Source organism: Streptosporangium sp. NBC_01639 (genome assembly GCF_045209755.1).
Lineage (GTDB): Bacteria > Actinomycetota > Actinomycetes > Streptosporangiales > Streptosporangiaceae > Streptosporangium.
In genome coordinates, this window is sequence record NZ_CP109272.1 from 7,198,075 (window position 1) to 7,223,222 (window position 25,148).

The 25,148-nt window shown below is 69.8% G+C and carries 21 protein-coding genes; 11 read left to right on the plus strand and 10 right to left on the minus strand.

Translation table 11 applies throughout. From position 1 onward, the window contains the following. Window positions 1-69 precede the first annotated feature (69 nt). Both OHA77_RS32745 and OHA77_RS32750 read right to left on the minus strand, forming a co-directional pair. Window positions 70-987 (minus strand): TIGR03619 family F420-dependent LLM class oxidoreductase, encoded by a 918-nt coding sequence (locus OHA77_RS32745; RefSeq protein ID WP_406313165.1) that lies wholly within the window; start codon window positions 985-987, stop codon window positions 70-72. Continuing rightward, a complete protein-coding gene (locus OHA77_RS32750) occupies window positions 987-1,793 on the minus strand; it encodes an SAM-dependent methyltransferase (protein WP_406313166.1) in 807 nt (268 codons plus the stop codon). Before OHA77_RS32750 ends, OHA77_RS32745 begins: the two co-directional genes overlap by 1 nt. Before the next feature lie 280 nt (window positions 1,794-2,073). On the opposite strand from OHA77_RS32750, the gene OHA77_RS32755 reads away from it, so the two are divergent. The 4 genes from OHA77_RS32755 (at window position 2,074) to OHA77_RS32770 (ending at window position 6,804) form a co-directional block, all read left to right on the plus strand. Continuing rightward, a complete protein-coding gene (locus tag OHA77_RS32755) occupies window positions 2,074-3,711 on the plus strand; it encodes an ABC-F family ATP-binding cassette domain-containing protein (RefSeq protein ID WP_406313167.1) in 1,638 nt (545 codons plus the stop codon). Window positions 3,712-3,855: 144 nt separating this feature from the next. Further along, window positions 3,856-4,836: a LacI family DNA-binding transcriptional regulator gene (locus tag OHA77_RS32760; RefSeq protein WP_406313168.1), complete on the plus strand. Its 981-nt coding sequence runs from the start codon at window positions 3,856-3,858 to the stop codon at window positions 4,834-4,836. A gap of 425 nt (window positions 4,837-5,261) precedes the next feature. After that, on the plus strand, window positions 5,262-5,774 hold the full coding sequence (locus OHA77_RS32765; RefSeq protein WP_406313169.1) for a hypothetical protein: 513 nt from the start codon (window positions 5,262-5,264) through the stop codon (window positions 5,772-5,774). Between the two features lie 13 nt (window positions 5,775-5,787). Further along, window positions 5,788-6,804, plus strand: coding sequence for a hypothetical protein (locus OHA77_RS32770; RefSeq protein WP_406313170.1), 1,017 nt, complete (start codon window positions 5,788-5,790; stop codon window positions 6,802-6,804). A gap of 116 nt (window positions 6,805-6,920) precedes the next feature. Here OHA77_RS32770 and OHA77_RS32775 read toward each other — a convergent pair whose 3' ends face one another. After that, the gene (locus tag OHA77_RS32775; protein ID WP_406313171.1) at window positions 6,921-7,415 is read right to left on the minus strand and encodes a hypothetical protein; all 495 of its coding nucleotides are present in this window, start codon (window positions 7,413-7,415) and stop codon (window positions 6,921-6,923) included. A 169-nt stretch (window positions 7,416-7,584) separates the two neighbouring features. Here OHA77_RS32775 and ppgK point away from each other — a divergent pair, with 169 nt between their 5' ends. The 3 genes from ppgK (at window position 7,585) to OHA77_RS32790 (ending at window position 12,219) form a co-directional block, all read left to right on the plus strand. After that, window positions 7,585-8,328 carry a polyphosphate--glucose phosphotransferase gene (gene ppgK / locus OHA77_RS32780; RefSeq protein WP_406313172.1) on the plus strand — a complete coding sequence of 248 codons (744 nt, stop codon included), beginning with the start codon at window positions 7,585-7,587 and terminating at the stop codon, window positions 8,326-8,328. A 166-nt stretch (window positions 8,329-8,494) separates the two neighbouring features. Beyond that, window positions 8,495-10,795: a glycoside hydrolase family 6 protein gene (locus tag OHA77_RS32785; RefSeq protein ID WP_406313173.1), complete on the plus strand. Its 2,301-nt coding sequence runs from the start codon at window positions 8,495-8,497 to the stop codon at window positions 10,793-10,795. Window positions 10,796-11,100: 305 nt separating this feature from the next. After that, window positions 11,101-12,219, plus strand: coding sequence for a Gfo/Idh/MocA family protein (locus OHA77_RS32790; RefSeq protein WP_406313174.1), 1,119 nt, complete (start codon window positions 11,101-11,103; stop codon window positions 12,217-12,219). 75 nt (window positions 12,220-12,294) lie between these two features. Here the strand turns inward: OHA77_RS32790 and OHA77_RS32795 are convergent, their stop codons facing one another. Then, the gene (locus tag OHA77_RS32795; protein WP_406313176.1) at window positions 12,295-12,417 is read right to left on the minus strand and encodes a hypothetical protein; all 123 of its coding nucleotides are present in this window, start codon (window positions 12,415-12,417) and stop codon (window positions 12,295-12,297) included. 117 nt (window positions 12,418-12,534) lie between these two features. Here OHA77_RS32795 and hrpA point away from each other — a divergent pair, with 117 nt between their 5' ends. Continuing rightward, the gene (hrpA, locus tag OHA77_RS32800) at window positions 12,535-16,428 is read left to right on the plus strand and encodes an ATP-dependent RNA helicase HrpA (protein ID WP_406313178.1); all 3,894 of its coding nucleotides are present in this window, start codon (window positions 12,535-12,537) and stop codon (window positions 16,426-16,428) included. An 82-nt stretch (window positions 16,429-16,510) separates the two neighbouring features. On the opposite strand, the gene OHA77_RS32805 is transcribed toward hrpA, so the two are convergent. Beyond that, complete coding sequence (locus tag OHA77_RS32805) at window positions 16,511-17,380, minus strand: Uma2 family endonuclease (RefSeq protein WP_406313179.1); 870 nt, start codon at window positions 17,378-17,380, stop codon at window positions 16,511-16,513. Here OHA77_RS32805 and OHA77_RS32810 point away from each other — a divergent pair. Then, a complete protein-coding gene (locus tag OHA77_RS32810) occupies window positions 17,280-17,936 on the plus strand; it encodes an HAD family hydrolase (RefSeq protein ID WP_406313180.1) in 657 nt (218 codons plus the stop codon). The genes OHA77_RS32805 and OHA77_RS32810 overlap by 101 nt on opposite strands. Window positions 17,937-18,153: 217 nt before the next feature. Here the strand turns inward: OHA77_RS32810 and OHA77_RS32815 are convergent, their stop codons facing one another. Together OHA77_RS32815 and OHA77_RS32820 are read right to left on the minus strand one after the other, a co-directional pair. Beyond that, window positions 18,154-18,468: a DUF5709 domain-containing protein gene (locus tag OHA77_RS32815; RefSeq protein ID WP_406313181.1), complete on the minus strand. Its 315-nt coding sequence runs from the start codon at window positions 18,466-18,468 to the stop codon at window positions 18,154-18,156. A gap of 39 nt (window positions 18,469-18,507) precedes the next feature. Continuing rightward, window positions 18,508-20,043, minus strand: a complete 1,536-nt coding sequence (locus OHA77_RS32820; RefSeq protein ID WP_406313182.1) for a gamma-glutamyltransferase family protein — start codon at window positions 20,041-20,043, stop codon at window positions 18,508-18,510. A gap of 135 nt (window positions 20,044-20,178) precedes the next feature. Between OHA77_RS32820 and OHA77_RS32825 the strand changes: the two genes are divergently transcribed. After that, complete coding sequence (locus OHA77_RS32825; protein WP_406313183.1) at window positions 20,179-21,972, plus strand: SpoIIE family protein phosphatase; 1,794 nt, start codon at window positions 20,179-20,181, stop codon at window positions 21,970-21,972. Here the strand turns inward: OHA77_RS32825 and OHA77_RS32830 are convergent. Then, entirely contained in the window at window positions 21,969-22,916 is a 948-nt protein-coding gene (locus OHA77_RS32830; protein ID WP_406313184.1) for a LysR family transcriptional regulator, read from the minus strand. The two genes, OHA77_RS32825 and OHA77_RS32830, sit on opposite strands and share 4 nt — an antisense overlap. Before the next feature lie 72 nt (window positions 22,917-22,988). Between OHA77_RS32830 and OHA77_RS32835 the strand changes: the two genes are divergently transcribed. Continuing rightward, window positions 22,989-23,396 (plus strand): RidA family protein, encoded by a 408-nt coding sequence (locus OHA77_RS32835; RefSeq protein ID WP_406313186.1) that lies wholly within the window; start codon window positions 22,989-22,991, stop codon window positions 23,394-23,396. Between the two features lie 118 nt (window positions 23,397-23,514). Here OHA77_RS32835 and OHA77_RS32840 read toward each other — a convergent pair whose 3' ends face one another. Continuing rightward, window positions 23,515-24,315, minus strand: coding sequence for a nucleotidyltransferase domain-containing protein (locus OHA77_RS32840; RefSeq protein ID WP_406313187.1), 801 nt, complete (start codon window positions 24,313-24,315; stop codon window positions 23,515-23,517). Window positions 24,316-24,615: 300 nt separating this feature from the next. Then, window positions 24,616-25,062: a DUF4282 domain-containing protein gene (locus tag OHA77_RS32845; RefSeq protein WP_406313188.1), complete on the minus strand. Its 447-nt coding sequence runs from the start codon at window positions 25,060-25,062 to the stop codon at window positions 24,616-24,618. Between the last annotated feature and the right edge of the window lie 86 nt (window positions 25,063-25,148).

Sequence of the window (25,148 nt, forward strand, 5' to 3'; positions counted from 1 at the left end):
CCGCAGTCCCCTCAGGTCCGTGTGGCGGTCCGACTGCCCCGAGGCCGCGACGTCAACCAGTGACCCGGCTCACAGGCCGGACGCCTTACGCAGGGCCTCGGCGAGATCGAGCAGGTGGGCGGGGTCGCGCGCGGTCTGCTGGAGGTCGAGGAACATCTCGTGCACGCCCGTCTCGGCGGTGGCGCCGAGGTGCTCGGCGATCTCCTCCACGGTCCGGCCTCCCGGCGGGGCGTCGGCGGCGGGGGAGCCGGCCACGATCGGGTTGACCCGTACGATCACGCGCACCTCGTCCGGGTCGCGCCCGTTCCGCTCGGCCGACTCCCTGATCGTCCCCCACATCGCCGTCAGCACCGGCACCGGCATGGCCACCGCGAGCCAGCCGTCGGCGCGGCGGCCGACCCGGGCCAGCGCCGCGGGTGAGAAACCGGCGAGATGGATGGGGGGCCGGGGGGACTGGGCGGGTTTGGGGAGGATATGGCTCGGTGCGACGCTCCACCGCCGGTCGGTGAGGCTCACCGGGTCGTCACGCCAGATGGTCTCCAGCGCGTCGAGCACGGCGTCGAACCGCGCGGCACGTCCCTCCCACGGGATGCCGGCCGCCGCGTACTCGTCGCTGGACCAGCCGAGTCCCAACCCCACCTCCAGCCGGCCGGAGCTGAGCCGGTCGATCGTGGTGAGGGATCGCGCCAGCAGCGCGGGGGGATACCAGTTCGCGTTCAGCGTGCTGGTGCCCAGGCGGATCCGTGAGGTGACGGCGGCGGCCGCGGCCAGGATCGTGAAGGGGTCCAGGAACGTGCGGTGCGCGTGCGGGATCGTGCCGTCACCACCGGGGTAGCGGTCCCTGGGTTCGAGCGGTGTCAGCAGGCGGTCGCCCACCCACAGGCTGGTGAAACCCCGCGCCTCCGCCTCCCGCGCGACGGTGACGAGCGCATCCGGGTCGGCGAACCGGCCGTACTGCGGCAGTCCCAGTCCGAGGCGGACGGCCATCAGATCTTCTTCCCCACGCCGCACAGGATCAGCGCCTGCGAGGGATCGCCGGGAGGCGGAACTCCGTCCGGACGCCATTCGGGCAGCCAGACGAGTCCCGGATCCAGCAGTTCGAACCCGTCGAACAGATCGAGGATCTCCTGGCGGGTGCGGAGGACGAGCGGTGAGTTGGCCCGCTCGTAGACCTTGGTCCCCCTGTCGGCGGCCTCGGCCCGGCTCTCCCGGGTTCCGTGGGAGAGGATCAGATAGCTGCCGGACGGCATGGCGTCCCGCAGCGTGGCCATGATGTGCCGGGGATCGTCGGACTCGGTGATGAAGTGCATGACCGCCACCAGCAGCACGGCCATCGGCGCGGAGAAGTCGAGGTGATCCCGGATCTCGTGGGATTTCAGGATCTCCTCGGGCTGGCGCAGGTCCCCCGGGACGACCGTGACCTGGCCCCGGTTGCCGCGGAGAAGCGCCCTGGCGTGCACGAGGACGATCGGATCGTTGTCGACGTAGGCGATACGTGCGTCCGGTGAGACCTGGTGCGCCACCTCGTGGACGTTGCCCCGGGTCGGCAGTCCGGTGCCGATGTCCAGGAACTGCCCGATCCCCGCCGCCGCGGCGAGCCTGACGGCCCGGCCGAGGAAGGCACGGTTCTCCCGGGCGGCCCTGCGCAGCTCAGGAGCGACCGAGAGGATCTCCTCGGCCGCGGCGCGGTCGGCCGCGAAGTTGTCCTTGCCGCCGAGGTAGTAGTCGTACAGTCTGGCGACACTCGGGGTGTTGACGTCGATCCCCCGCCTCGCCCACTCTTCTTCCACCACGTTCGCCCCTTGCCTGGACAGTCGTGAAGATCCTTCTTCTGAGCGTAATGCTCTATCTGTGGCTGTAGGCGGGACTTTGTAAGAAGAACAACGGAGTCCCGAGCCGAGCCGGCCCTCCGTGTCGTCCACCCGCCCCCTCGATCGGGGCACAGGTCATTCGCCTGCCGCGGACGCCGACCTGGGTCGTCGACCGGTCGGGACCTGGAGCGGGTCGGACCGGCCGGTACCGTCGCCGAGGTCGTCGTCCACCCGGGCGGCCGGCAACGTATAACGTTTTCCCATGAGTGCCACCATCGTCGCCAAGGATCTCGCCGCGGGGCACGGAGATCGCGCGCTGTTCTCCGGGCTGGACCTGGTCGTCGCCCCCGGCGATGTCGTGGGCCTGGTGGGGATGAACGGTGCGGGCAAGTCCACCCTGATGCGGATCCTCGCCGGTCTGATGCCTCCGGAACACGGCGCCGTACGGCTCAGCCCCCCATCGGCGGTGGTCGGCTACCTGCCCCAGGAGCGGGAACGCCGGGCCGACGAGACGATCGCGGACTTCCTGGCCAGGCGGACCGGAGTGGCCGCCGCCCAGCGCGAGCTGGACGCCGCGACCGAGGGACTGGTCGAGGGCCGTCCCGGCGCCGACGACGACTACGCCGCCGGCCTGGAGAGATGGCTGGCGCTGGGCGGAGCCGATCTGGAGGACCGCGCCGAGGAGGTCGTCGCCGAGCTCGGCCTGGCGGTCGATCTGGACCGGCCGATGACGGCGCTCTCCGGCGGGCAGGCGGCTCGGGCGGGCATGGCCTCCCTGCTGCTCAGCCGGTACGACGTCTTCCTGCTGGACGAACCCACCAACGACCTCGACCTGGAGGGGCTGGAGCGGCTCGAACGCTTCGTCACCGGCCTGCGCGCCGGGACGGTGCTGGTCAGCCATGACCGCGAGTTCCTGGCCAGAACGGCGAACCGGGTCGTCGAGCTCGACCTCGCCCAGCAGCGGATCGGGGTCTACGGCGGTGGCTACGAGGCATACCTGGCCGAACGCGAGGTCGCCCGGCAGCACGCCCGCGACGAGTACGAGGAGTACGCCGGTACGGTCGCCTCGCTCAAGCAGCGGGCCGGGGTGCAGCGCGCCTGGATGGAGAAGGGCGTCAAGAACGCGCGGCGCAAGGCGTCCGACAACGACAAGGTCGGCCGGAACTTCCGCACCGAGACGACGGAGAAGCAGGCCGCCAAGGCCCGCCAGACCGAGCGGATGATCGAGCGGCTGGAGGAGGTCGAGGAGCCGCGCAAGGAGTGGGAGCTCCGTATGGAGATCGCCGTCGCCCCCCGGGCGGGAGCGGTCGTCGCCACCTTGCGCGGGGCCGTGGTGCGGCGCGGCGCCTTCACCCTCGGTCCGGTGGACCTGCAGGTCGGCTGGGCGGAGAGGGTGGCGATCACCGGCGCCAACGGGTCGGGCAAGTCCACACTGCTGGCCGCCCTGCTGGGCAGGCTTCCGCTCCAGGAGGGGAACGCCTCGCTCGGCCCCGGTGTGGTCGTCGGCGAGGTGGACCAGGCGCGGGGCCTGTTCCTCGGCGGAGAACCCCTGTTGGACGCCTTCGGCGCCGCCGCGCCGGACATGGTCCCCGCCGACGTGCGCACGCTGCTGGCCAAGTTCGGGCTGCGCGCGGCGCACGTGCTGCGCCCGGCCGCCACGTTGTCGCCCGGGGAACGGACCCGGGCCGCGCTCGCCCTGCTCCAGGCCCGGGGGGTGAACCTCCTCGTCCTCGACGAGCCGACCAACCATCTGGACCTGATCGCCATCGAGCAACTGGAGTCCGCACTCGTCTCCTATCCCGGCACGCTCCTGCTGGTCACCCATGACCGCCGGATGCTGGACACCGTGCACACCGACCGGCACATCCACGTGGACGCCGGCCGGATCACCGAGGTCTAGCGGAGTTCCACCGCCCCGGTGCCTCCGGCGGAGCACAGGGGCAGGCGGTGGCGGTGATCGCCGAGGGCAACGCTATACCGGAAATGTGCGACGAATTTCGCAAAACTCCGCAAATAATTACGTCTAATGCCGTATGGTTTCGCCATGACGCGACGGCTTGCAGAAGTGGCCAAGAAGGTCGGGATGAGCGAGGCGACGGTGAGTCGCGTGCTCAACGGGAAACCCGGTGTGTCCGAGGCGACCCGGGAGGCCGTGCTCACGGCGCTCGACGTGCTCGGCTACGAACGGCCGACGCAGTTGCGCGGGGACCGGGCCAGGCTGGTGGGGCTCGTCCTGCCCGAGTTGCAGAATCCGATTTTCCCGGCGTTCGCCGAGGTGGTCGGGGGTGCGCTGGCCCAGCAGGGGTTCACCTCGGTGCTGTGCACCAGGACGCTGGGCGGGGTCTCCGAGGCCGAGTACGTCGATCTCCTGCTCCAGCAGCAGGTGTCCGGCGTGGTGTTCGCCGGGGGATTGTTCGCCCAGGCCGACGCCTCTCATGACCACTACCGGCTGCTGCTGGAACGCCGCCTGCCGACCGTGCTGGTCAACGCCGCGGTGGAGCACCTCGCCTTCCCTCAGGTCTCGTGCGACGACGTGGTCGCCGCCGAGATGGCGCTCGGCCACCTGCGCTCGCTCGGGCACGAACGGATCGGCATGGTGCTCGGCCCGCCGGACCACGTGCCCTCGCGGCGCAAGCTGGCGGCGGCCGGCCTGGAAGCCGAGTTCGTCGAGCACACCATGTTCTCCCTGGAGGGCGGCCACGCGGCGGCGGCCCGGCTGGTCCGCCGGGGTGTGACCGGCATCATCTGCGCAAGCGACGTCATGGCGCTGGGCGCCATCAGAGCCGCGCGCCGGGCGGGGCTGTCGGTGCCCGGCGACATCTCGGTGATCGGTTACGACGACTCCGCACTGATGAACTGCACCGACCCGCCGCTGACCACCCTGCGCCAGCCGATCGACGCGATGGGCCGAGCGGTCGTCGATCTCCTGGCCGCCCAGATCGACAAGGCCCTGGTCCCGGCGGACGAGCTGCTCTTCGAGCCCGAGCTCGTCGTCAGGGCCTCGACGGGTCCAGTGAAGCGTTAGCGCGGATTGGGCGGCTCCCGCCGCGAGGGCCCGCGCTGCCCGGCGCGGAATGGGTGCTCAGTCCCCACGCTTGCCAGTGACCTTGCGGCGGGCCGTCACTTTCTTGCGGTTGCTCACTCTCTCATTGCGAATGCTTGCCACGGCCATGCCGAGTGGCCGACCTTCGAACCGTCTCACGGTTGATCATTTCGGACGCGTTCCGATATGAGACACCGAAGATCGATAGGAGTGCGAACGGGCTGATCATCATCGGTACATTTCCTGGTCGGCCCTTTGCCGTCATCGTCGCTCTCCGTAATGGTCTATGTCCTACCGTGATCGCTGTAGGTGGGAGGCATGTGCCTATTGCCTACTCGGAAGACACATTCGGCCATTCGGAGGGAAAGACCTTGCGTAAAAGATCTGTCGTATTTGCTTCGGCGGCCATGGGGGCGTCACTGTTCATCCCGGCGGCGCCGGCGGTGGCGTTGCCCAGCGGCGAGACCATCGTCACGTTCGACGTGACGGCGGGCAGCCTGGACATCACCGTGCCGGCCGGTCCGGTCGATCTCGGTTCCGCCCCTCCCGGGGGCACGCTCACCGGGGAACTCGGCGAGGTTTCGGTCTCCGACACCCGTGGTGGAGAGGATTCCGTCTGGGTGGCGCGGGCATACGGGTCGATCTTCACCTCCGGCGCGTTGGAGATCCCTCCCACCGCCATCTCCTACTGGTCCGGGGAGGCGACCGCCGAAGCCGGCGGCGGCACCTTCACCCCGGGGCAGCCCGCAGCCGGTGACGCCGTCCCCTTGAGCTTCTTCGCCACCCCTATCACCGTCTTCTCCCACTCCGGAGGCACCGGAGGTAGCACGGCGACCTGGATCCCCAACCTGATCCTCAGGATTCCCATCACGGCCCAGGTGGGCACTTATACCGGGACGGTGGGACATTCGGTGGCATAGTCGGCTTACGGGATTGTTCGCGCCGATGCTGCTGGCCGTACTTCTTTCGGGTGCGGCCGGCGCACCGGCTGGCGCGAGCCGGACCGTCGACGAAGGCTCCCACGGCACGATCGGCATCCGCCTGCTCGAAGCGCCGGTCAGCCACCGGGACGACCCCCGGGCGTTTTCCTATGTCGTCGACCATCTCCATCCGGGCACCACGATCAAGCGGAAGCTGGAGGTTTCCAACGCCTCGAAGGAGATCCAGCGCATCGCGCTGTATCCGGCGAGTGCCGACATCGTGGGCAACAGTTTCAGCACGCCGCCGGGTCGTTCCACGAACGAGCTGACGAGCTGGATGTCACTCGACCACACCTCGATCGACATACCCCCGGGTCGTACCGAGACCGCGCAGGTCACGATCCAGGTGCCACCGTCCGCCTCGCGCGGTGAACGGTACGGCGTCGTATGGGCGCAGGTCAGCGCCAAGCCCGACGCCACCCACCCGGTGCGCGTCGTCAACCGGGTCGGGCTCCGCGTCTACCTCGACATCGGACCCGGGGGCGAACCGCCGTCGGACTTCGAGATCGAGAACCTGACTCCCGCCCGCGCCCCGGACGGCAGGCCGCAACTGCTGGCCCTGGTCCACAACACCGGAAAGCGTGCGCTGGACATGCGCGGGACGCTGGCGCTGTCGGACGGGCCGGGTGGTCTGCGCGCCGGGCCGTTCGCTGCGGACCTGGGCGTCACGCTTCTCCCCGAGGCCTCCGCTCCGGTGACCGTGACATTGGACCGGCAGATGCCGGACGGTCCCTGGAGGGTGGAGCTGACCCTGGCGAGCGGCATGGTGAAGCGGACGGCCACCGCCACCGTCACCTTCCCGCGCGCCGGCATGGGTCTGTCCGTTTCCCCGGACCTGGGTCCGCTGACCCTGTTCGCCGCTGTCGGGGGGCTGGCCGCGCTGCTTCTGGGGGCCTTCGCCCTGGCCGTCCGCCGGCGTCGTCGTACCGATACCGATACCGATGTCGATGCCGGTGTCGCTGCGGGCTGACGGCGGCCGATCCGGAACGGAGGCGTCACAGGAAGAGATCACCCCGGGCGCCTGGGTGCACCCTTCCCACTGTGACGCCTCCGGAGGATCGCCGGAGCCTCCCGGAGGGGGCCCGTTCACCTGGACAGGTAGAGCACCTTCCAGGTGCCGGCGTAGAGGCAGGTGAGCGACGGCCTGGCGGCCTTGGGCTCGGCGCAGACCTTGAGTTCGACCTGGTAGACGTCATGGTAGGCGAACGTGAAGGACTTCGGCGCGCCGTACGAGCAGGTGCTGATGCTGCGGTGCCGGAACGGCAGGTTCCCGTCATGGGTCCGGTAGGTGATGCGGAAGACCGCCCATCCGCAGGACGGACCCCTGCGGGTCAGGTCGTGGAGGTTGCCGGAGATCCGGACGGTCGAGGCCGCGGGGATGTCCCCGTGATCCTCGCCCGAGACCGACAGGGAGCCGACGGCCTTGGCTCTGCGGCCGGGGGAGTAGGCGGGACCCCACTGGGCGGCCGCGGCCGCGGTGGTGTCCGAGTGGCCGGTCGCGGCCTGGGCGGTGGTGGCCGGGACGGCCGAGACGAGGACGGCGACCAGGGCGGGTCCGGTCAGGGAGCGGAGGAGCGTCATCGGAGGGATCCTTTCCTGCTGTGGTGCCCGCAGTCTGAGATAGGTCGCTTTCAGCGGGGTTGACCCTGCACTGCAGGCGACCGTCAGCGGACCTGCCGGCAGACCGCAGACCCTGGAGGGCATCAGCGGCCCATCCCGGGGAAGGAGCCCGGGGCAGGAGGTGGATGTCATGGAAGCGCTGGGAATCGACATCGGTGGATCGGGGATCAAAGGCGCGCCGGTGGACACCGCCAGAGGGGTGCTGGTCGGGGAGCGTCTGCGGATCCCGACCCCCGTTCCCGCCGACCCCGCGTCGGTGGCCGCGGTGGTCGCGCAGATCGTCGAGCACTTCACCTGGAGCGGGCCGATCGGCGTGACCTTTCCCGGCGTCGTGGTCGACGGGGTCACCAGGTCGGCCGCCAACGTGGACCAGTCGTGGATCGGTGAGGACGCGCGGGCGCTGTTCGCCAAGGCGACGAGGCTGCCCGTGGTGGTGCTCAACGACGCCGACGCGGCGGGGACGGCCGAGATGGCGGTCGGTGCGGGCCGGGGCAGGGCCGGGGTGGTGCTGATGCTCACCTTCGGCACCGGGATCGGCAGCGCCCTGTTCGTCGACGGCCGCCTGGTGCCCAACACCGAGCTCGGTCACCTGGAGATCCGGGGCAAGGACGCGGAGAAGCGGGCCTCCGACCATGCGCGCGAGAATCATGATCTGAGCTGGGACAAGTGGGCCGAGCGGGTCGAGGAGTATCTGCAGCATGTCGAGGCGCTGTTCTCCCCTTCACTGATCATTCTCGGTGGGGGGGTCAGCAAGAAGGCGGACAAGTTCCTGCCCAAGGTGGAGGTGCGCACGCCCGTGGTACCCGCCACCCTCCAGAACGAGGCCGGCATCGTGGGCGCCGCCATGGCCGCCGCGACCGCCGCTGGGCGGTAGAGCCGCTGTGATCTTTGAAACTTTCATCGAACCGGAAAAGCGTTCGGTGAGGTCAGGGGCGAGGACAGTCCCGGTGAAGCGCCCGCGGAGCGCAACAAGCTGTACACACGCCTGAAACATCCGGACTATGGGAGCGCTCCCACCCTCGTCCTGGAGATGATTACGAATGAGAGTTCATCCGCGCCGCCAAGCCTGGCGCAATCGGGCGGCGACCACCGCGGCCGTGTTCGTGGCCGCCGCCGGTCTCGCCACCGGGCAGGCCGCCACGGCGCACGCCGCAGTCTCGTGCGACGTCGCATACAGCACCAACGAATGGCAGGGCGGGTTCACCGCCAACATCAGCCTCAAGAACCTCGGTGACCCGCTGAGCAGCTGGACCCTCGGCTTCGCCTTCCCCGGCAGCCAGCAGCTCCAGCAGGGCTGGTCGGCGACCTGGAGCCAGAGCGGCAACCAGGTCACCGCCAAGAACCTGGACTGGAACGGCGCCCTGGCCACCGGCGCGTCGACGAGCGTCGGCTTCAACGGGTCGTGGAGCGGGAGCAACCCCAAGCCCACCGCCTTCACGGTCAACGGCGTCACCTGCGGCGGGCAGCCGCCCGTCAACCAGGCCCCGACGGTCAGCCTGACCAGTCCGGCGAGCGGCGCCTCCATCCCGGCGGGCTCCGCCGTACCGCTCGCGGCGACGGCCAGTGACGACGGCGCGGTCAGCAAGGTCGAGTTCTATGTCGACGGTGCGCTGGTCAACACCGACACCTCCGCCCCGTACAGCTTCTCGGCGACGGGCGTGGCGGCCGGCAGCCACACCGCCAAGGCCAAGGCCTACGACAACGCGAGCCCGGCCCTGACCAAGGAGACCGCCGAGGTCCCCTTCACGGTGGGCACCGACACCGGCACCGCGTCGATCGTCGCCTCCGCGACCTCGGTCAGCGTTCCCGAGGGCAGTTCCAAGACGGTGGGTTTCAGGCTCAGCAAGGCACCCACCGGCAACGTCACGGTCAACCTGACCAAGACCGGTGACGCCGACCTCACGATCTCGCCCTCCACCCTGGCCTTCACCACCGCCAACTGGAACACGGCGCAGAACGTGACGGTCTCGGCCGCGCAGGACGCCGACCAGACCGACGGCACCGCCACCATCGCGGCCGCGGCCACCGGGCACACCGGCGTCTCCGTCACCGCGACCGAGGCCGACGACGACGGCACCCCGCCGACCGGCGAGCACGTCGAGAACCCGTACGCCGGCGCCACCGGCTACGTCAACCCTGACTGGTCGACGAAGGCCGCGGCGGAGCCGGGCGGTTCCGCGGTGGCCAACATCTCGACCGGCGTGTGGCTGGACCGCATCGCCGCCATCGAGGGAACCGCCTCGGCGAAGGGCCTCCGCGCCCACCTGGACGAGGCACTCAAGCAGGACGCGGCCAACGGCAGCAAGCCGCTGACGATCCAGTTCGTCATCTACAACCTGCCGAACCGCGACTGCTCGGCGCTGGCCTCCAACGGTGAGCTGCTCATCGCCGAGAACGGCTTGAACCGCTACAAGACCGAGTACATCGACCCGATCGCCTCGATCATGAAGGAGTCGAAGTACGCCGCGCTCCGGATCTCGACGGTCATCGAGATCGACTCGCTGCCCAACCTGATCACCAACCTGAACGTGGCCAAGTGCGCGGAGGCCAAGTCGAGCGGCGCCTACGTCGACGGTGTCCGCTACGCCCTGAACAAGCTGCACGCGATCCCGAACGTCTACACCTACATCGACGCCGGCCACCACGGCTGGCTGGGCTGGGACACCAACTTGGGCCCCTCGGCCGACCTGTTCGCCAGCACGGTCTCCGGCACCACGGCGGGCTTCGACAGCGTTGACGGTTTCATCACCAACACCGCCAACTACTCGGCTCTGAAGGAGCCGCACTTCACCATCAACAGCACCGTCAACGGCCAGACGGTCCGCCAGTCCAAGTGGGTCGACTGGAACTTCTACGTCGACGAGCTCTCCTACGCCCAGGCCTTCCGGAACCTGCTGATCCAGAAGGGCTTCAAGTCGGGCCTCGGCATGCTGATCGACACCTCCCGCAACGGCTGGGGCGGCACGGCCCGTCCGTCCGCTCCCAGCACCTCCACCGACATGAACACCTTCGTCGACAACTCGCGGGTGGACCGCCGTATCCACGCCGGCAACTGGTGCAACCAGAGCGGTGCCGGGCTCGGCGAGCGCCCGCAGGCCAGCCCCGCCACCGGCCTGGACGCCTACGTCTGGATCAAGCCTCCGGGTGAGTCCGACGGCGCCAGCAAGCTCATCCCGAACGACGAGGGCAAGGGCTTCGACCGGATGTGCGACCCGACCTACACCGGCAACGAGCGCAACGGCAACAGCCTGACCGGCGCCTTGCCGGACTCCCCGCTCGCCGGCCAGTGGTTCTCCGCGCAGTTCCGTCAGCTGCTCCAGAACGCCTACCCCGCCCTGTAACCGCACGCTCCGCCAACCGCTCCGAGCAGGACCCCCGGCCGCACCGCGGCCGGGGGTCCTGCCCTGTCCGCAGGCGTCCCCGAGCACCTCGCCGAGGTCACCGGCCGTTCGAGGTCGCGCCGTGCGTCCGCGCGAGGCAGGTGACCCGCGTTGTCCGCCGGAAATCGGTCCACGGCACTGTCCGGCCTGCTCATACGATGATCCTGTGCATAAATGGACACATTGCGTCCGTTTATTATATGATCCGAAACGGAGGTAGCTGGTCCATTTATGTGAGCGTGCTGAGCGGAGCGGGAGGACACGTCATGGGATCGGACAGGGTCCGGGTGGGCATCATCGGCGCCAACCCCGATCGGGGGTGGGCGGCGCGGGCGCACATCCCAGCGCTGCGGGCGCTGCCGGACTTCGAGATCACCGCGGTCGGCACCAGCCGCGAGGCCAGTGCGCAGGAGGCGGCCCGCCGGTTCGGCGTTCCGCACGCCTTCACCGATCCGCGGAGCCTCGCCGCGCATCCGGAGGTGGACCTCGTTGCCGTCACCGTCAAAGTGCCGTTCCACTTCGAGCTGATCCAGGCGGCTCTTGAGGCGGGCAAGCACGTCTACTGCGAGTGGCCGCTGGTCCGCACCACCGAGGAGGCGGAGGTCCTCGCGGAGGCGGCCCGCGACGCGGGCGTGCACGCCACGGTCGGCCTGCAGGCCCGCCACTCCCCGGCGATCGGTCACGCGCGCGAGCTGATCGCCGGTGGTCACATCGGGCGGGTCACGTCGGCGACGGTCTACGCGGCACGTGCCAAGGGCGCCGGCGACCGGATGCCGGCCGGGTTCGAGTACACCCTCGACCTGGCGAACGCCGCCGGGACGCTGGAGGTCGTCGGCGGCCACACGCTCGACGCACTGGAGCAACTGGTCGGCCGCATCGCCGAGCTCTCGGCCGGGCTGTCGGTCCAGCATCCCCGGATGACCATCTCCGAAACCGGGGAGACCATCGAGGTGACCAGCCCGGACCAGGTCGTCCTCCACGCGACGACAGCCGGTGGTGCCGCGATCTCCGCGCACATCCACGATGCCAAGGCCACCGACGGCCGCACCCGGATCGAGATCACCGGGACCGGGGGCGACCTGGCGATCGTCTCCGGTGCCGGTGGGCCGGGCGGCATCCAGATGAGCGAGCTGCGCATCCTGGGCTCCCAGGGCGTCGGCGGCCCATGGCAGGAACTGCCGATCCCGGACGGATACCGCCGGATCCCCCAGGCGGCCCGCGGAACCGAGGTCGTCAACGTGGCCCAGACGTACGTCCGGATCGCCGACGACCTCCGCACCGGTGGTCGCACCACGCCGGATTTCGATGAGGGACTGCGGTTGCACCGCCTGCTCGACGCCGTACGGCGATCCGCCGAGACAGGCACCCGGCAGTCCGTCCGCTGAGCGGCCCGACCGAGCGGAGCGCCTTCCGGCCCGTACGGCGGCCAGGTCCGTACGACGCTCAGGGTCGTACGACGCTCAGGCCAGTGGGGTGGTCAGGCTCGTGCGGTGGTCGGGCTTGTACGGCGGCCGGGGCGCCGAGTTCTCCGTCCTTGTCCGCCGGACGGCCTTGACGATCCGCGGGTTTCCGGTCGAAAACATCGGGCGCTCCTGCCCTTTGCCGCGGGGAGCCCCAAATTGGGATGCGGTCGCGCGGCGGGTCGGGCACGATGGGCGGTTGGCTCCTGACTTGCGGGCTGAAAGTACTCTGGAAGCAGTATGGGAACGCCTCCGTTGACATCTCCACTCGCCGACCTCCACGCGCGCCTGCCCGAGCTCACGCTGCGTGACCAGCGGCGGCTCCGGCGCCGGCTCGACGGCGCGCGCAAGGTCAGAAACCACGCCGCACAGCAGAAGATCGCTGCGGAGATCACCTCCGACATCGAGAAGGCCGAGCGCCGGGTGGCCGCCCGCCGTTCCGGGGTGCCCGCGATCACCTATCCGGAGGCGCTGCCGGTCAGCCAGCGCAGGGACGACATCCTGGCGGCGATCCGCGACCACCAGGTCGTGATCGTCGCCGGTGAGACCGGTTCCGGCAAGACGACCCAGCTGCCGAAGATCTGCCTGGAGCTGGGCAGGGGCGTCCGGGGTCTGATCGGGCACACCCAGCCCCGCAGGATCGCCGCCAGGACCGTGGCCGAGCGGGTCGCCGAGGAGCTGGACACGCAGCTCGGCGACGCCGTGGGTTACAAGGTGCGGTTCACCGATCAGGTGGGTGACGGCACGCTCGTCAAGGTGATGACCGACGGCATCCTGCTGGCCGAGCTGCAGACCGACCGCGACCTCACCCAGTACGACACGCTGATCATCGACGAGGCGCACGAGCGCAGCCTCAACATCGACTTCATTCTCGGCTATCTCAAGCAGCTGCTCCCGAAGCGGCCGGATCTCAAGATCATCATCACCTCGGCCACCATCGACCCGGAGCGGTTCTCCAAGCACTTCGGCGACGCCCCGATCATCGAGGTCTCCGGCCGGACCTACCCGGTCGAGGTCCGCTACCGGCCGATCGGCGAGGACGACGACCAGATCCAGGCGATCGGCAACGCCGTGGACGAGCTGTGCGCCGAGGGCCCGGGCGACATCCTGGTCTTCCTCAGCGGCGAACGCGAGATCCGCGACACCGCCGAGGCGCTGTCCAAACGCAAGGACGCCGAGATCCTGCCGCTGTACGCCCGGCTGTCGGCGGCCGAGCAGCACAGGGTCTTCCAGCGGCACTCCGGCCGCCGGGTCGTGCTGGCCACCAACGTGGCCGAGACCTCCCTGACCGTGCCCGGCATCAAATACGTGGTCGACCCCGGCTTCGCCCGTATCTCCCGCTACAGCCACCGCACCAAGGTCCAGCGCCTGCCCATCGAGGCGATCTCCCAGGCCTCGGCCAACCAGCGCAAGGGCCGTTGCGGCCGGGTCTCCGAGGGCGTCTGCATCCGGCTGTACGAGGAGGACGACTTCCTCACCCGGCCGGAGTTCACCGACCCGGAGATCCTGCGCACCAACCTGGCCTCGGTCATCCTGCAGATGACCTCCATCGGCCTGGGCGACATCGGGGCCTTCCCCTTCGTCGAGCCGCCGGACCAGCGTCAGGTCAAGGACGGCTACGACCTGCTCCTGGAGCTGGGCGCGTTCGACCAGGCCAGGCAGATGACCTCGCTGGGCCGCAAGCTGGCCGGCCTGCCGGTCGACCCGCGGCTGGCCCGTATGGTGCTGGAGGCGGAGAACAACGGCTGCGTCCGCGAGGTCATGGTCATCGCTTCCGCGCTGTCCATCCAGGACCCGCGCGAGCGCCCCGCCGACAAGCAGCAGGTCGCCGACGAAAAGCACCGCCGCTTCGCCGACAAGGAGTCGGACTTCGTCTCCTACCTGAACCTGTGGGAATACCTGCAGGAGCAGCAGAAGGAGCTCTCCTCCAGCGCCTTCCGGCGGCTGTGCAAGGCCGAGTTCCTCAACTACCTGCGCGTACGCGAATGGCAGGACGTCTACAGCCAGCTCCGCCAGATGTCGAAGTCCCTCGGCGTCACGCCGAACAGCACCCCCGGCGACGAGCAGAAGATCCACATGTCCCTGCTGTCCGGCCTGCTGTCGCACGTCGGCGTCAAGGACATCGACAAGAAGACGGCGAACGACGGCCCGCGACGTCCGATGACCGAACAGCGCCGGCCGTTCACGGAGTATGCCGGCGCCCGCAACGCCCGTTTCGCCATCTTCCCCGGCTCCGCGCTGGCCAAGAAGCAGCCGCTCTGGGTGATGTCGGCCGAGCTGGTGGAGACCTCCCGCCTCTGGGCCAGGGTCAATGCCAAGATCGAACCTGAGTGGGTCGAGCCGCTCGCCGGGCACCTGATCAAACGCACCTACTCCGAGCCGCACTGGGAGAAGAACCAGGGCGCGGTGATGGCCTACGAGAAGGTCACGCTGTACGGCGTGCCGATCGTGGTGCAGCGAAAGATCAACTATGGGCGCATCGACCCCGAGCTGAGCCGTGAGCTGTTCATCCGGCACGCCCTGGTCGAGGGCGACTGGGAGACCCACCACGCGTTCTTCAAGGAGAACCGCAAGCTCCTCGAAGAGGTCGAGGAGCTGGAGGAACGGGCCCGCCGCCGCGACATCCTCGTCGACGACGAGACCCTGTTCGACTTCTACGACCAGCGGGTCCCCGCCGACGTCGTCTCGGGGCGTCATTTCGACTCCTGGTGGAAGAAGGCCAGAGCCGACCAGCCCGACCTGCTCAGCTTCGAGAAGTCGATGCTGATCAGTGAGTCGGCCGGTGACGTCAGTCACCGCGACTACCCCGACGTGTGGCGGCAGGGAGGCCTGCGCTTCCCGCTGACCTACCAGTTCGAGCCCGGCACCGACGCCGACGGCGTCACCGCCCACATCCCGCTCGCCCTGCTCAACCAGGTGAACGTCGAGGGCTTCGACTGGCAGATCCCCGGCCTGCGCGAGGAGCTCTTCACCGCGCTGATCCGGGCGCTGCCCAAGAACATCCGGCGCAACTTCGTGCCCGCGCCCAACTACGCCAGGCAGGTGCTCCAGCGGGCGGAACCCACCCAGGAGCCGCTGCTCGCCCTGCTGGAGCGGGAGCTGCTCAACCTGACCGGCGTCCAGGTGCCGCGCGAGGCGTGGCAACTCGACCTGGTGCCCGACCACCTGAAGATCACCTTCCGGGTGATCGACGGCTGTAAGCACAAGCTGGCCGAGAGCAAGGATCTGACCGATCTCAAGCGGCGGCTCGCCCCCAAGCTCCGCCAGACCCTGTCCAGGGCCGCCGACGGGCTGGAGAAATCCGGCCTGACCACATGGAACGTGGGGGAGCTGCCCAAGACCTTCGAGCAGCGCCGGATGAAGGCATATCCCGCGCTGGCCGACGAGGGCGCCACCGTGGCCGTGCGCATGTTCGAGACCGAGGCCGAGCAGCGCCGCGCCATGTGGGAGGGCACCCGGAGACTGCTGCTGCTCAACACCCCGTCACCGGCCAAGTGGGTGCTCGGCCGCCTGGACAACCAGGCCAAGCTCGCTCTCAGCCGGAGTCCGCACGCCGGTGCCGTCGCGCTGTTCGACGACTGCACCGCCTGCGCCGCCGACGAGCTGATGGGCCGGTACGGCGGGCCGGTCTGGGACGGGTCCGCCTTCACCGCCCTGCACGACAAGGTCCGCGCCGAGCTCTTCGACACGACCGCCGAGGTGGTCACCCGGGTGGAGGGCATCCTGCGGGTCTGGCACTCGATCACCACCCTCCTACCTGAGGGCCGCTCCACCGCCGCGATCGAGGACATCCGTGACCAGGTGGCCGACCTGGTCCACCCCGGGTTCGTCACCGGCACGGGTTACAAGCGCCTGCCGGACCTGCTCCGCTATCTCAAGGCGGCCGAGCGGCGGCTGGAGAAGCTGCCCGACGACCGGCTCCGCGACGAGGAGCGGATGCACAAGGTCCACGACCTCGAGGACGACTACCACGACCTGGTCGAGAAGCTCCCGCCCGCCCGGCGCTCCGACGACGACGTCCGCCAGATTCGCTGGATGATCCAGGAGCTGCGGGTCAGCTACTTCGCCCAGACCCTCGGCACCCCGTACTCGATCTCCGACAAGCGCATCCGCAAGGCGATGGACCAGCTCTGAGTCACCTCGGCGGCCCGGTTCCCGCTGTGGAGCGCCGGGCCGCAGGGGTGCGGAGCGGGACCCGGGCCGGCGGGACGAGGGGCTACAGGAAGATCGAGGTGTCCAGCTCGAAATCGACGGGCGCGGGGATGTGGACCGGCTTGCCCATCTCGGTGTGGATCATGGTCCGATAGGCGCCGTCCCCGGGGTCGCTGAGCACGGTGACCGTCGGCGGGGAGGCGACCGGGTCGATGAGCAGCATGATCGGAATGCCGCATCCCGCGTAGATCCTGGGCTTGGAGATCCGGTCTATCTCCAAGCTCCCGGGTGAGACGACCTCGGCCACCATGATCAGCCCGGAGGAGAGGATCTCCCGGTCACCCCAGAGCGGGGCGTCCGTGTGGACCAGACAGTAGTCAGGGATCATGGTGTCACGCGGGCCCTCGATGCAGATGTCGACATCCCCGGAGAAGCTCTCCCATCCGTTCGCGTCTTCGGCCGGAATCAGTGCTCTGCTGAGGCGCCTGGCGATGCGGGCGTGCTGGGGGGTTCCGGATGGGCTCAAGATGAGGTTCCCGTCGATGATCTCGGCTCGGAGAGGGAAGGTGGAAGGAAGGGACTCGAAGAGCTCTCTCGCCGGGTGAAGTGGTGGATTCTCTTGGGAGGCATGCCGGGGGAGTCGTCCTTGTACCGTCATCACCATCGACTGTGTCCCTTCGTGTCCGAACAGGCACTCTAAGTGTGCCATCCAATCCCCGTTGACGGGAGGAACATGCATACGGTCGTGATTCTCTCCCGCATGCCCTCTCGACCGGTTCGGTCTGACCCGGCTGTACTGAATAGGATCAGAAAGCCTAACGAAGGGGGACATCGTGGTCAGGGCGCTGGTGTTCGACGTCGGGGAGACGCTGATCGACGAGACGAGGATCTGGTCGCGCTGGGCCGACCGGCTCGGCGTCCCCCGGTTCACCATGCTCGGCGTGCTGGGCGGCGTGGCCGCGCTCGACCGGCCGCACACCGACGCCTTCGAGATGATCAGGCCCGGCTTCGACGTGGAGGCCGAGCAGGAGGCCTGGAAGCGCGACGACCCCGACGGGCTCCGGGTGAACTTCGACGCCGACGACCTCTATCCGGACGTACGGCCCGGCCTGGCCGCGCTGGGTGCCCTGGGATACGAGCTGATCATCGCGGGTAACCAGCCGCCGCAGGCCTACGACGCGCTGACCGCGATGGACCTGCCCGTCGACGCGATCCACACCTCTGACAGCTGGGGCGTCTCCAAACCCGACCCCGCCTTCTTCGCCAAGGTCGTGGCGGTCTCGGGGAGGGAGCCCGGTGAGATCCTCTACGTGGGCGACCGGCTCGACAACGACGTCCGGCCCGCCCGCGCGGCCGGGATGTGGACCGCCCTGATCCGCCGGGGCCCCTGGGGCTATCTGCACGCCGCCCGGCCGGAGGCCGCCGAGGCCGATCATGTCGTCGACGACCTGCACGCCCTGGTGGCGGCGCTGACCCACAAGACGCGCTGACCCGCAAGACGCGCTGACCCGCAAGACGCGCTGACCCGCAAGACGCGCTGACCCGCAAGACGGGCGGCTGACGTCCCGGAGCATCGTCGACCCGGCCCCGGGCCGGTCCCCTGAGGCGACCCGCACCGGCGGAGTCCGCAAGGAGACCGCCGGCGACCCCCGCGGCCCGAACGCGCCGCCACCGGACGGCGGCGGCCGGCGGGGCCGCGGTCTCGCGTCAGGCGCCGGGTTCGATGTGGATGGCACGCTCCTCGGCGGACAGGTCGCCGTCGTCGGCGCCGACGTCCTCGGCGTACGCCTCGGACGTCTCGTCCGGGCCGGTGCCCTCGTCCGGCGCCACCAGGCGGTTGTCCTCGCGGGGGGTGCGTGTGTGCTCCGGAGCCTCGCGCCGGAGACGCTCGTCGAGGGTGTCCTGGTGCCCGGGGTCGTCCTCAAGGATCTCGTGGTTGAAGCCGAGGTCGTCGGTCCACTCCTCGACCTCGACCGCCTGCTCGTCACTCAGACCCTTACGGTCTGCCGGCATTTCACTCATATCGCCGCCTTACCCGTTATGCGGCGGTAAATCCCCCGGTCAGATTCCCGCCGCGGCCCCGATGATCGACCGGGGGTCGGCCGCCCCCGCCAGGACGCCCGAGGGGAGCACGTCGATCAGGTGGGCGTGGCCGAAGGAGGAGCCGTACGGCGCGGCGCCGACGGGATGTCCCCGGTCGCGCAGTCCGTCGCTCCACGGGCCGCCGTCCTCGACCTCGACCACGGCCTGGTCGGGGGCGTCCCAGGTGTCGAAACCGGTGCCGGAGGCCAGCCGCCACCGAGCGGCTCCGATGGCCTCGCCGGGGGCCTGACCGTGGAGCAGCAGACGGGTCAGGACCTGGAGCAGGATCTGCGGCTGGGCGTCGCCACCCATGGTGCCCACGACCGAACGGAGGGATCCGTCGGCATGGGTGACCAGCGCGGGGACGAGGGTGTGCGGTGGGCGGCGGCGGGGGCCGTACTCGGCGGGGTGGCCCGGGATCAGCGAGAACCCGATGCCCCGGTTATGGAGGTTGATACCGGTGCGGGGCTCGAAGACCAGGCTGCCGAAGCCGGCGGCGTTCGACTGGATCAGTGAGACGCCCATACCGTCGCCGTCCACGGCGCACAGGTAGGTGGTGTCGCCCGGCGCGGTGAGGTCGCGGACCGTGACCCGGCCGGCCGGATCGATCAGGGCGCGGCGCGCGGCGGCCGAGTCCAGCGCCCCGTCGACGGACGCGCCCTCGAACAACACCTCCGGCCGGTCGTGCCCGGCCAGCCGCGCGGCCTCCACCAGCAGGTGGGCCCAGAGCGGGTCGGCCGGATCGGCGGGCAGGTCGAGCCCCTCGGCGATGCCGAGGGCGAGCAGCAGCAGGTATCCCTGGGAGTTGGGCGGCATCGTCCACACGTCGTGCCCGAAAGCCCGCACCCGGAGCGGATCCACCCATTCCGAGCCGTCCTTGGCCAGATCGTCCTCGGTGTACTCGCCGGCGCCGACCGCGAGCAGTCCCTCGCCGAACTCGCCGAGATAGAACCCCTCCCGGCCGCCGGTCAGCGCCTCCAGTGCCCGTGCCACCCCGGGGCGCCGGATCAGGTCACCGGCCTGCCGGGCCGCAGCGAAGTCCGCGCACAGCGGGCCCACCGTCTCCAGGCCGGGAACCATCAGCGGCGAGGCGGGGAAACCGTCGCGGGCGTGTCCGATCGCCGGTGCCAGCACCTCGGTCATCGGCAGCCGGCCGTACCGGCCGTGCAGGCTCAGCCAGCCGTCCGCGCAGCCGGGCACCGGGGCCGAGCGGATGTCGTGGCGGTGCGGCATGCGGGTGTGCCCCTCGGCGCGCAGCCGCTCGGGGTCGGCGCCCGAACCGGCCCGTCCGGACGCGTTGAGCGCCGCGGGTGTTCCGGTGCCGTCGTGGACGAGCGCGAACAGGTCGCCGCCCAGCCCGCACATGTGCGGCGCGGTCACCGCGAGCACGGCGTTCGCCGCGATCGCCGCGTCGGCCGCCGAACCACCGCGCTCCAGCATGGCCACGCCCGCCCGGGAGGCGAGGTGATCAACCGTACAGACCATTCCGACGCGCGCATAGCGGGTGTTGAGCATCCCAAGAGCGTACGACTTCGGTAATCGATCGTTAAAGGCAGGTCGAGTTGCCGGGTAAAGCGTTATTTGTCCGTCTTGCTGGCTTTTTGCTGACCAGCTCGGGAACAGGGTCAGCATCAGCCCGGGGAGGACAACATGATCACCCCGCAGCCGCCGGAGGACGAGCGGACCGGACGGGTGGAGGACGTCGAGGCCATGATCCTCGCCAGGCTCGCCCGGCTCAGAGGGCGAATGCGCCGGGAGGCGGCCGTCGACGAGATGACGTGCCGCCTCGCCGTACGGATGAACGTGCGTCCTGACGAGGCCGCCGCGCATCTGGCGCGACTGTCGCACGACAGTGGGGTCGACCTGCTGGAAGTGGCCCGGTCCGTGGACGAGCGGCACCTGGACATGCCCCGGAATCCGCCGGTGGAGGTGCCTCCGTGGCTGCACGGGATCTTGGCCGCGGCGCATCTGCCCGCCGCCTACCTGACCCCGGTCACCGACGGGACCGGCCGGATCGTGGACTTTCTGATCGCCACGACCAGCGACCACGCGTACGACATGACCGGACGCCCCGCCGATCTCCTGCGCGGGCGCAGGTTGGTCGAGTGCAGCCCCGGAGTCGTCAGATCAGGGTTGCTGGACGCGTATCTGCGGGTCTACGAGACGGGTGAGCCGTTCAGCAGGGGGCCTTTCGGATACGTCGAGATCCGGGATGAGCGGCTCTGGCCCGCCTCGGTCAGCGTCAAGGCCGTCCGGGCCGCGGAAGGAGTGCTCGTCACCTGGCGGGCCCACGACGACGAGGAACGTCTGATAAACGGATGGGAGCGCGCCCAGCGGGTGGTCGGACTGGGCTGGTCGGAGTGGAACCTGGCGACGGGGCGGGTGTTCTGGACCTCCGAGATGTACGAGATGTTCGGCTGGGACAGCGCCGAGGGCCCCATGCCGCTCGACCGCCTGCCGAGGATGGTGCCCCCGGAGGACGTCCCCCTCGTGGAGGAGATGATGTTCACGCTGCTGGAGTATCGGGAGGCCGTGGAGCAGGAGCTCCGGATCCAGCACCGACACGGCATCCGCCACCTCCGGCTGGTCGCCGAGCCCGTGCTCGACCAGGAGGGGGTGCCGATAGCGGTCCGGATCATGGCCCAGGACGTCACGGCCGCCCGCCGCAGGGAACGCGCGCTCGCCCTGGCCCACGAGCAGGCGTCCCGTGCCAGGAGCCGGGCGGAGGAGGAACACCGCGTGGTGGTCACGCTGCAGGACACGATCGTGCCCCTGCGCAAGGGGGTGATCGATCTGCCGGGACTCCTTGTGGGGCTCAGATACTTCCCCGGCGAGGAGGTCGAAGGCCTGGGCGGCGACTGGTTCAAGGCCCGGCCGCTGCCCGACGGCCGGGTGCTGCTCGCCATCGGCGACGCGATGGGTCACGGGCTGACGGCGGCGAGCCTGATGGTCCAGATGCGCAGCGGCCTGGCCGGGCTGGCCTACACCGGAGCCGAGGCCGACCAGCTCGCGTCCTGGCTCAACGAGCTCATCTACCACGCCAACCAGGGCATCACCGCCACCGGGACCGCCATCATCGGCCACTTCGACCCGTCCCGCCGCATCCTCAACTGGATCTCCGCCGGCCATCTGCCTCCCATCCTGGTCCGCGACGGCGCCTCCTTCCTGAAGGGGAGCGTCGGCACCATGCTCGGGGCGTTCGAGGCCATGAAGTACACGGTGAACACGACCCAGCTGGCCGAGGGAGACCTGCTGCTGCTCTACACCGACGGCATCGTGGAGCGCCGGGGGCGCGATCTGGACGAGGGCCTGAACGCGCTGCTCGACGCGGCGGGCCGGTGCGTCGAGGGCGACCTGGAAAAGGACATCGCATCCATCATCCGGCAGGTCGGCGGTGAGCAGTCCGATGACGACATCTGCCTGCTGGCCTTCCGGGTGCTCTAGCCGAGCACATCCCGGGTCCGGCTCTCCGGGCCGTCCGCGCCCGCACCGGAGCGGGCCGCGCGGGCAGTCTCCAGGAACCGGGCGACGAGGGGGTTCGGGTCGTCGCTGCGCCAGCTCATCCCGACGACGGTGCGCGCGGTGTCCGGCTCGATACGGCGGTACGCGACACCCCTGAGACGGATCCGCCGGATGCTCGCCGGGGCGAGCGAAACGCCGAGCCCCGCCTCGACGAGCGCGGAGACCGTCTGCCACTCCACCGCGTGCTGACCGATGCGCGGCTCGAAGCCCCTCTCACGGCAAAGGTCAATGATCCGATCATGGACGGTCGTTCCGGCGGCACGGGGCAGCAGCACGAACGGCTCGTCCGCCAACGCCGCAACGGGGACGACGCGCCGGGCGGCGAGAGGGTGGGCGGCCGGTAGGACCGCGACGAACTCCTCGGCCAGGAGCGGCTCGACCGCCAGCCCCTGCTCGCCGTCCGGTGGCTCCCGCAGGAGCCCGACATCGATCGTCTGCCCGTGCAGGGCCGCCACCTGAGGTGCGGTGGTCATCTCGCGGATCTCCATGTCCACTCCCGGATACCGGGTCCGGTAGGCACGTAACAGCTCCGGCAGGACGGTCAGGGCGAGCGACGCGGCGAAGCCGATCCGGATCCGGCCGGCCGTACCGGTGCCGGCGCGCCGGGCCGCGTCCAGGCCGCCGGCGACCTCGTCGAGCGCGCGCCGAGCCGCCGGCAGGAGCTCGTGTCCTGCGGCGGTGAGGGCGATCCGGCCAGGGCGCCGGTCGAACAACGGATGCCCGACCTTCAGCTCCAACCGCCGGATCTGCTGACTCAGCGGCGGTTGCGCGATGCCCAGCCGCTCCGCGGCGCGTCCGAAGTGGAGCTCCTCGGCGAGCACCGTGAAGGCGTGCAGCTGCTGCAGTGCCAGCTCGGGACGGTCCATATGCTCAGAGATATCACACGATGCATACCGAAGTATTGGACGTATCACCCGGGGGTGCCTAACCTCTGCCCCATGACAGAGCGACGTGCGATTTTGAGCGGTTCCACCTTCGAAGAGGAGATCGGGTATGCGCGGGCGGTGGTCGACGGCGACCAGGTGCACGTGTCCGGGACGACCGGTTTCGACTACGCGACCATGACGATCTCCGATGACGTGGTCGAGCAGGTCGAGCAGTGTCTGCGCAACATCGGGGCGGCGCTTGCCGAGGCGGGCTGCTCGTTCGCCGACGTCGTCCGGGTGCGCTACCTGCTGCCCGACCGCGCGGACTTCGAGCCGTGCTGGCCGACCCTGCGCCGCTGTTTCGGTGACGTACGTCCGGCTGCGACGATGCTGGTGTGCGGCCTCGCCGATCCCCGGATGAAGCTCGAGATCGAGGTGTACGCGCGACGGCCCGCGGGGCCTGACATCCGGCCGCGCTGACCTCGACCGCCGCCCTCCATCGCCGAGACCGCCCACGCCGTCGCCCGGCGCGCCGCGCACGAGCTGTTCGGCTCCCGGACCTGCACCGCGCCGACCGGCGTTCTCGGCTACGTCGAGGTCAACACCCTGCCGGTCGATGGCCGACCGTCCCGGACACCTCCGGAGGGTCCACCTGTCCGGCGCGGGCGAGGATTTCGCTCAGGTAATCGAGCAGGTCCTGTCGGCGCTCAGCGAGTGAGGTGTAGCCGGAGCCGTCGCCGGCGCGCAGGCGGAGCGCCTCTCGCAGGATCGGGCGCGGCCCGACCTCGCCCGACGCCCACTCTCCCGCACCGCTCTTGGCGGTGACCAGCCCGGTGACCAGGGTGTAATACAGCCGGGTCACGCCAAGGGCGACCCACACGACGAGGGCGTCGACGACCCGGGAGGGATCGGCGCCGGCGATCTCCGACCGGAACGGAAGCCAGTAGTCGCGCAGGTTGTCACGGGTCCATCCGTCGAGACGTGTCCTGTCGGTGGACACCTGCGGGAGCCCGCCACGGAGGACGACGGGGCTCTGGGCGAGGGTCTGCCAGACGGCGGGGTTGACCTCGAAGCTGTCGCCGACCTCGAACCGGCCCTCGTGGGCATGAGGCCTGTCGGCACTTCGGGTGGGGTCGCCGAGCAGGTCGTCCGCGGTCACGTAGACGCCGTCGAAGGGCATGGGGGTGCTGAGCTCCGCGTGCACACGGCCGAGGGCGGCGATCTGCTCCGGAGCGGGTTCGGCGGCCATCCGGGCGACGAAGTCGATGTCGCTCTGTCCGGGACGGTAGTCGCCGAGGGCCAGCGACCCGACGAGATAGAAGCCGTCGACAAGTCCTGGTGCCTGATCGTCGACCAGGGTGAGATAGGCCCGGGTGGCGATCGTGACGTCGGGAGTCATACGACGTGATCATAATCTGCGGCTCAGCCGTACTTCCCGCTTTCCCGCAGGCCGTCGCCGAGAGCGGGTTCGCCTCCGGCCGGTGACCGGGATCGCGGGTGGGCCGGCGGCGACGGAGGCCGGTGCGGGCCCACCCGCCCGCTGGGCCCCGGCTCAGTCGCCGGGCCGACGGCAGACGTCGGAGACGGCGGCCGGGTCCCAGTAGAAAGGACGGCACTCAAGAGCCACGGACGGACCGGCGGATATCAGACCACGTGTCAGGAGATCCGGGACGGTGGCCCTTGGGGCGGCGGCGCGTCCTCAGAATCCGCCACGGTTGCGGATCGCCCCCAGATCTTCCTTGATCTTGAAAACGACCACCAGCGATTCCAGCCCCACGCGGGTGAGCAGCACGGCGAGGAACCAGGCGATCGGCGCGATGACGAGCGAGATAATGCCGAACCCCGGGTTCAGGTCGAAGGCGAAGGCCAGGAACAGGAGCGCCCAGATCCCCTGAAGCACCACGAGGATGACGAAAATGATCTTTACGATGCTCGTCGTCACGTAGTGGTCGAAGCTGAGGTCGAAAAGGCGGGCGAGGAACCCCTTCACCGCGGGGCCGGGCTGGTTTGCCTGCTGCGGGTAGGAGGGCTGGGTGTACGGTCCCTGGCCGGGCTGGCCGGGCTGGCCGGGCTGGCCGTACTGACCGGGCTGGCCGTACTGGCCGTATTCCGGTTGCGGATTCTGGTTGTCATACGGGTTGGTCATCAGTCGTCCTTGTCGGGGGGATGATCACGACACTTTGCCAGAAAAGCACGCGGGAAGCCGGTGTTCCGGCGCAGTGGAATCCCTCG

Bases quoted from the DNA above. Each gene is read 5' to 3' on its own strand.
- OHA77_RS32745 (WP_406313165.1), bottom strand. From the start codon at position 987: ATGGCCGTCCGCCTCGGACTGGGACTGCCGCAGTACGGCCGGTTCGCC.
- OHA77_RS32755 (WP_406313167.1), top strand. From the start codon at position 2,074: ATGAGTGCCACCATCGTCGCCAAGGATCTCGCCGCGGGGCACGGAGAT.
- OHA77_RS32760 (WP_406313168.1), top strand. From the start codon at position 3,856: ATGACGCGACGGCTTGCAGAAGTGGCCAAGAAGGTCGGGATGAGCGAG.
- OHA77_RS32765 (WP_406313169.1), top strand. From the start codon at position 5,262: ATGGGGGCGTCACTGTTCATCCCGGCGGCGCCGGCGGTGGCGTTGCCC.
- OHA77_RS32775 (WP_406313171.1), bottom strand. From the start codon at position 7,415: ATGACGCTCCTCCGCTCCCTGACCGGACCCGCCCTGGTCGCCGTCCTC.
- ppgK (WP_406313172.1), top strand. From the start codon at position 7,585: ATGGAAGCGCTGGGAATCGACATCGGTGGATCGGGGATCAAAGGCGCG.
- OHA77_RS32785 (WP_406313173.1), top strand. From the start codon at position 8,495: ATGAGAGTTCATCCGCGCCGCCAAGCCTGGCGCAATCGGGCGGCGACC.
- OHA77_RS32790 (WP_406313174.1), top strand. From the start codon at position 11,101: ATGGGATCGGACAGGGTCCGGGTGGGCATCATCGGCGCCAACCCCGAT.
- OHA77_RS32795 (WP_406313176.1), bottom strand. From the start codon at position 12,417: ATGTTTTCGACCGGAAACCCGCGGATCGTCAAGGCCGTCCGGCGGACA.
- hrpA (WP_406313178.1), top strand. From the start codon at position 12,535: ATGGGAACGCCTCCGTTGACATCTCCACTCGCCGACCTCCACGCGCGC.
- OHA77_RS32805 (WP_406313179.1), bottom strand. From the start codon at position 17,380: ATGGTGAACCGGGGGACGCCGAGCCGGTCGGCCCAGCGCGACCAGATC.
- OHA77_RS32815 (WP_406313181.1), bottom strand. From the start codon at position 18,468: ATGAGTGAAATGCCGGCAGACCGTAAGGGTCTGAGTGACGAGCAGGCG.
- OHA77_RS32820 (WP_406313182.1), bottom strand. From the start codon at position 20,043: ATGCTCAACACCCGCTATGCGCGCGTCGGAATGGTCTGTACGGTTGAT.
- OHA77_RS32825 (WP_406313183.1), top strand. From the start codon at position 20,179: ATGATCACCCCGCAGCCGCCGGAGGACGAGCGGACCGGACGGGTGGAG.
- OHA77_RS32830 (WP_406313184.1), bottom strand. From the start codon at position 22,916: ATGGACCGTCCCGAGCTGGCACTGCAGCAGCTGCACGCCTTCACGGTG.
- OHA77_RS32835 (WP_406313186.1), top strand. From the start codon at position 22,989: ATGACAGAGCGACGTGCGATTTTGAGCGGTTCCACCTTCGAAGAGGAG.
- OHA77_RS32840 (WP_406313187.1), bottom strand. From the start codon at position 24,315: ATGACTCCCGACGTCACGATCGCCACCCGGGCCTATCTCACCCTGGTC.
- OHA77_RS32845 (WP_406313188.1), bottom strand. From the start codon at position 25,062: ATGACCAACCCGTATGACAACCAGAATCCGCAACCGGAATACGGCCAG.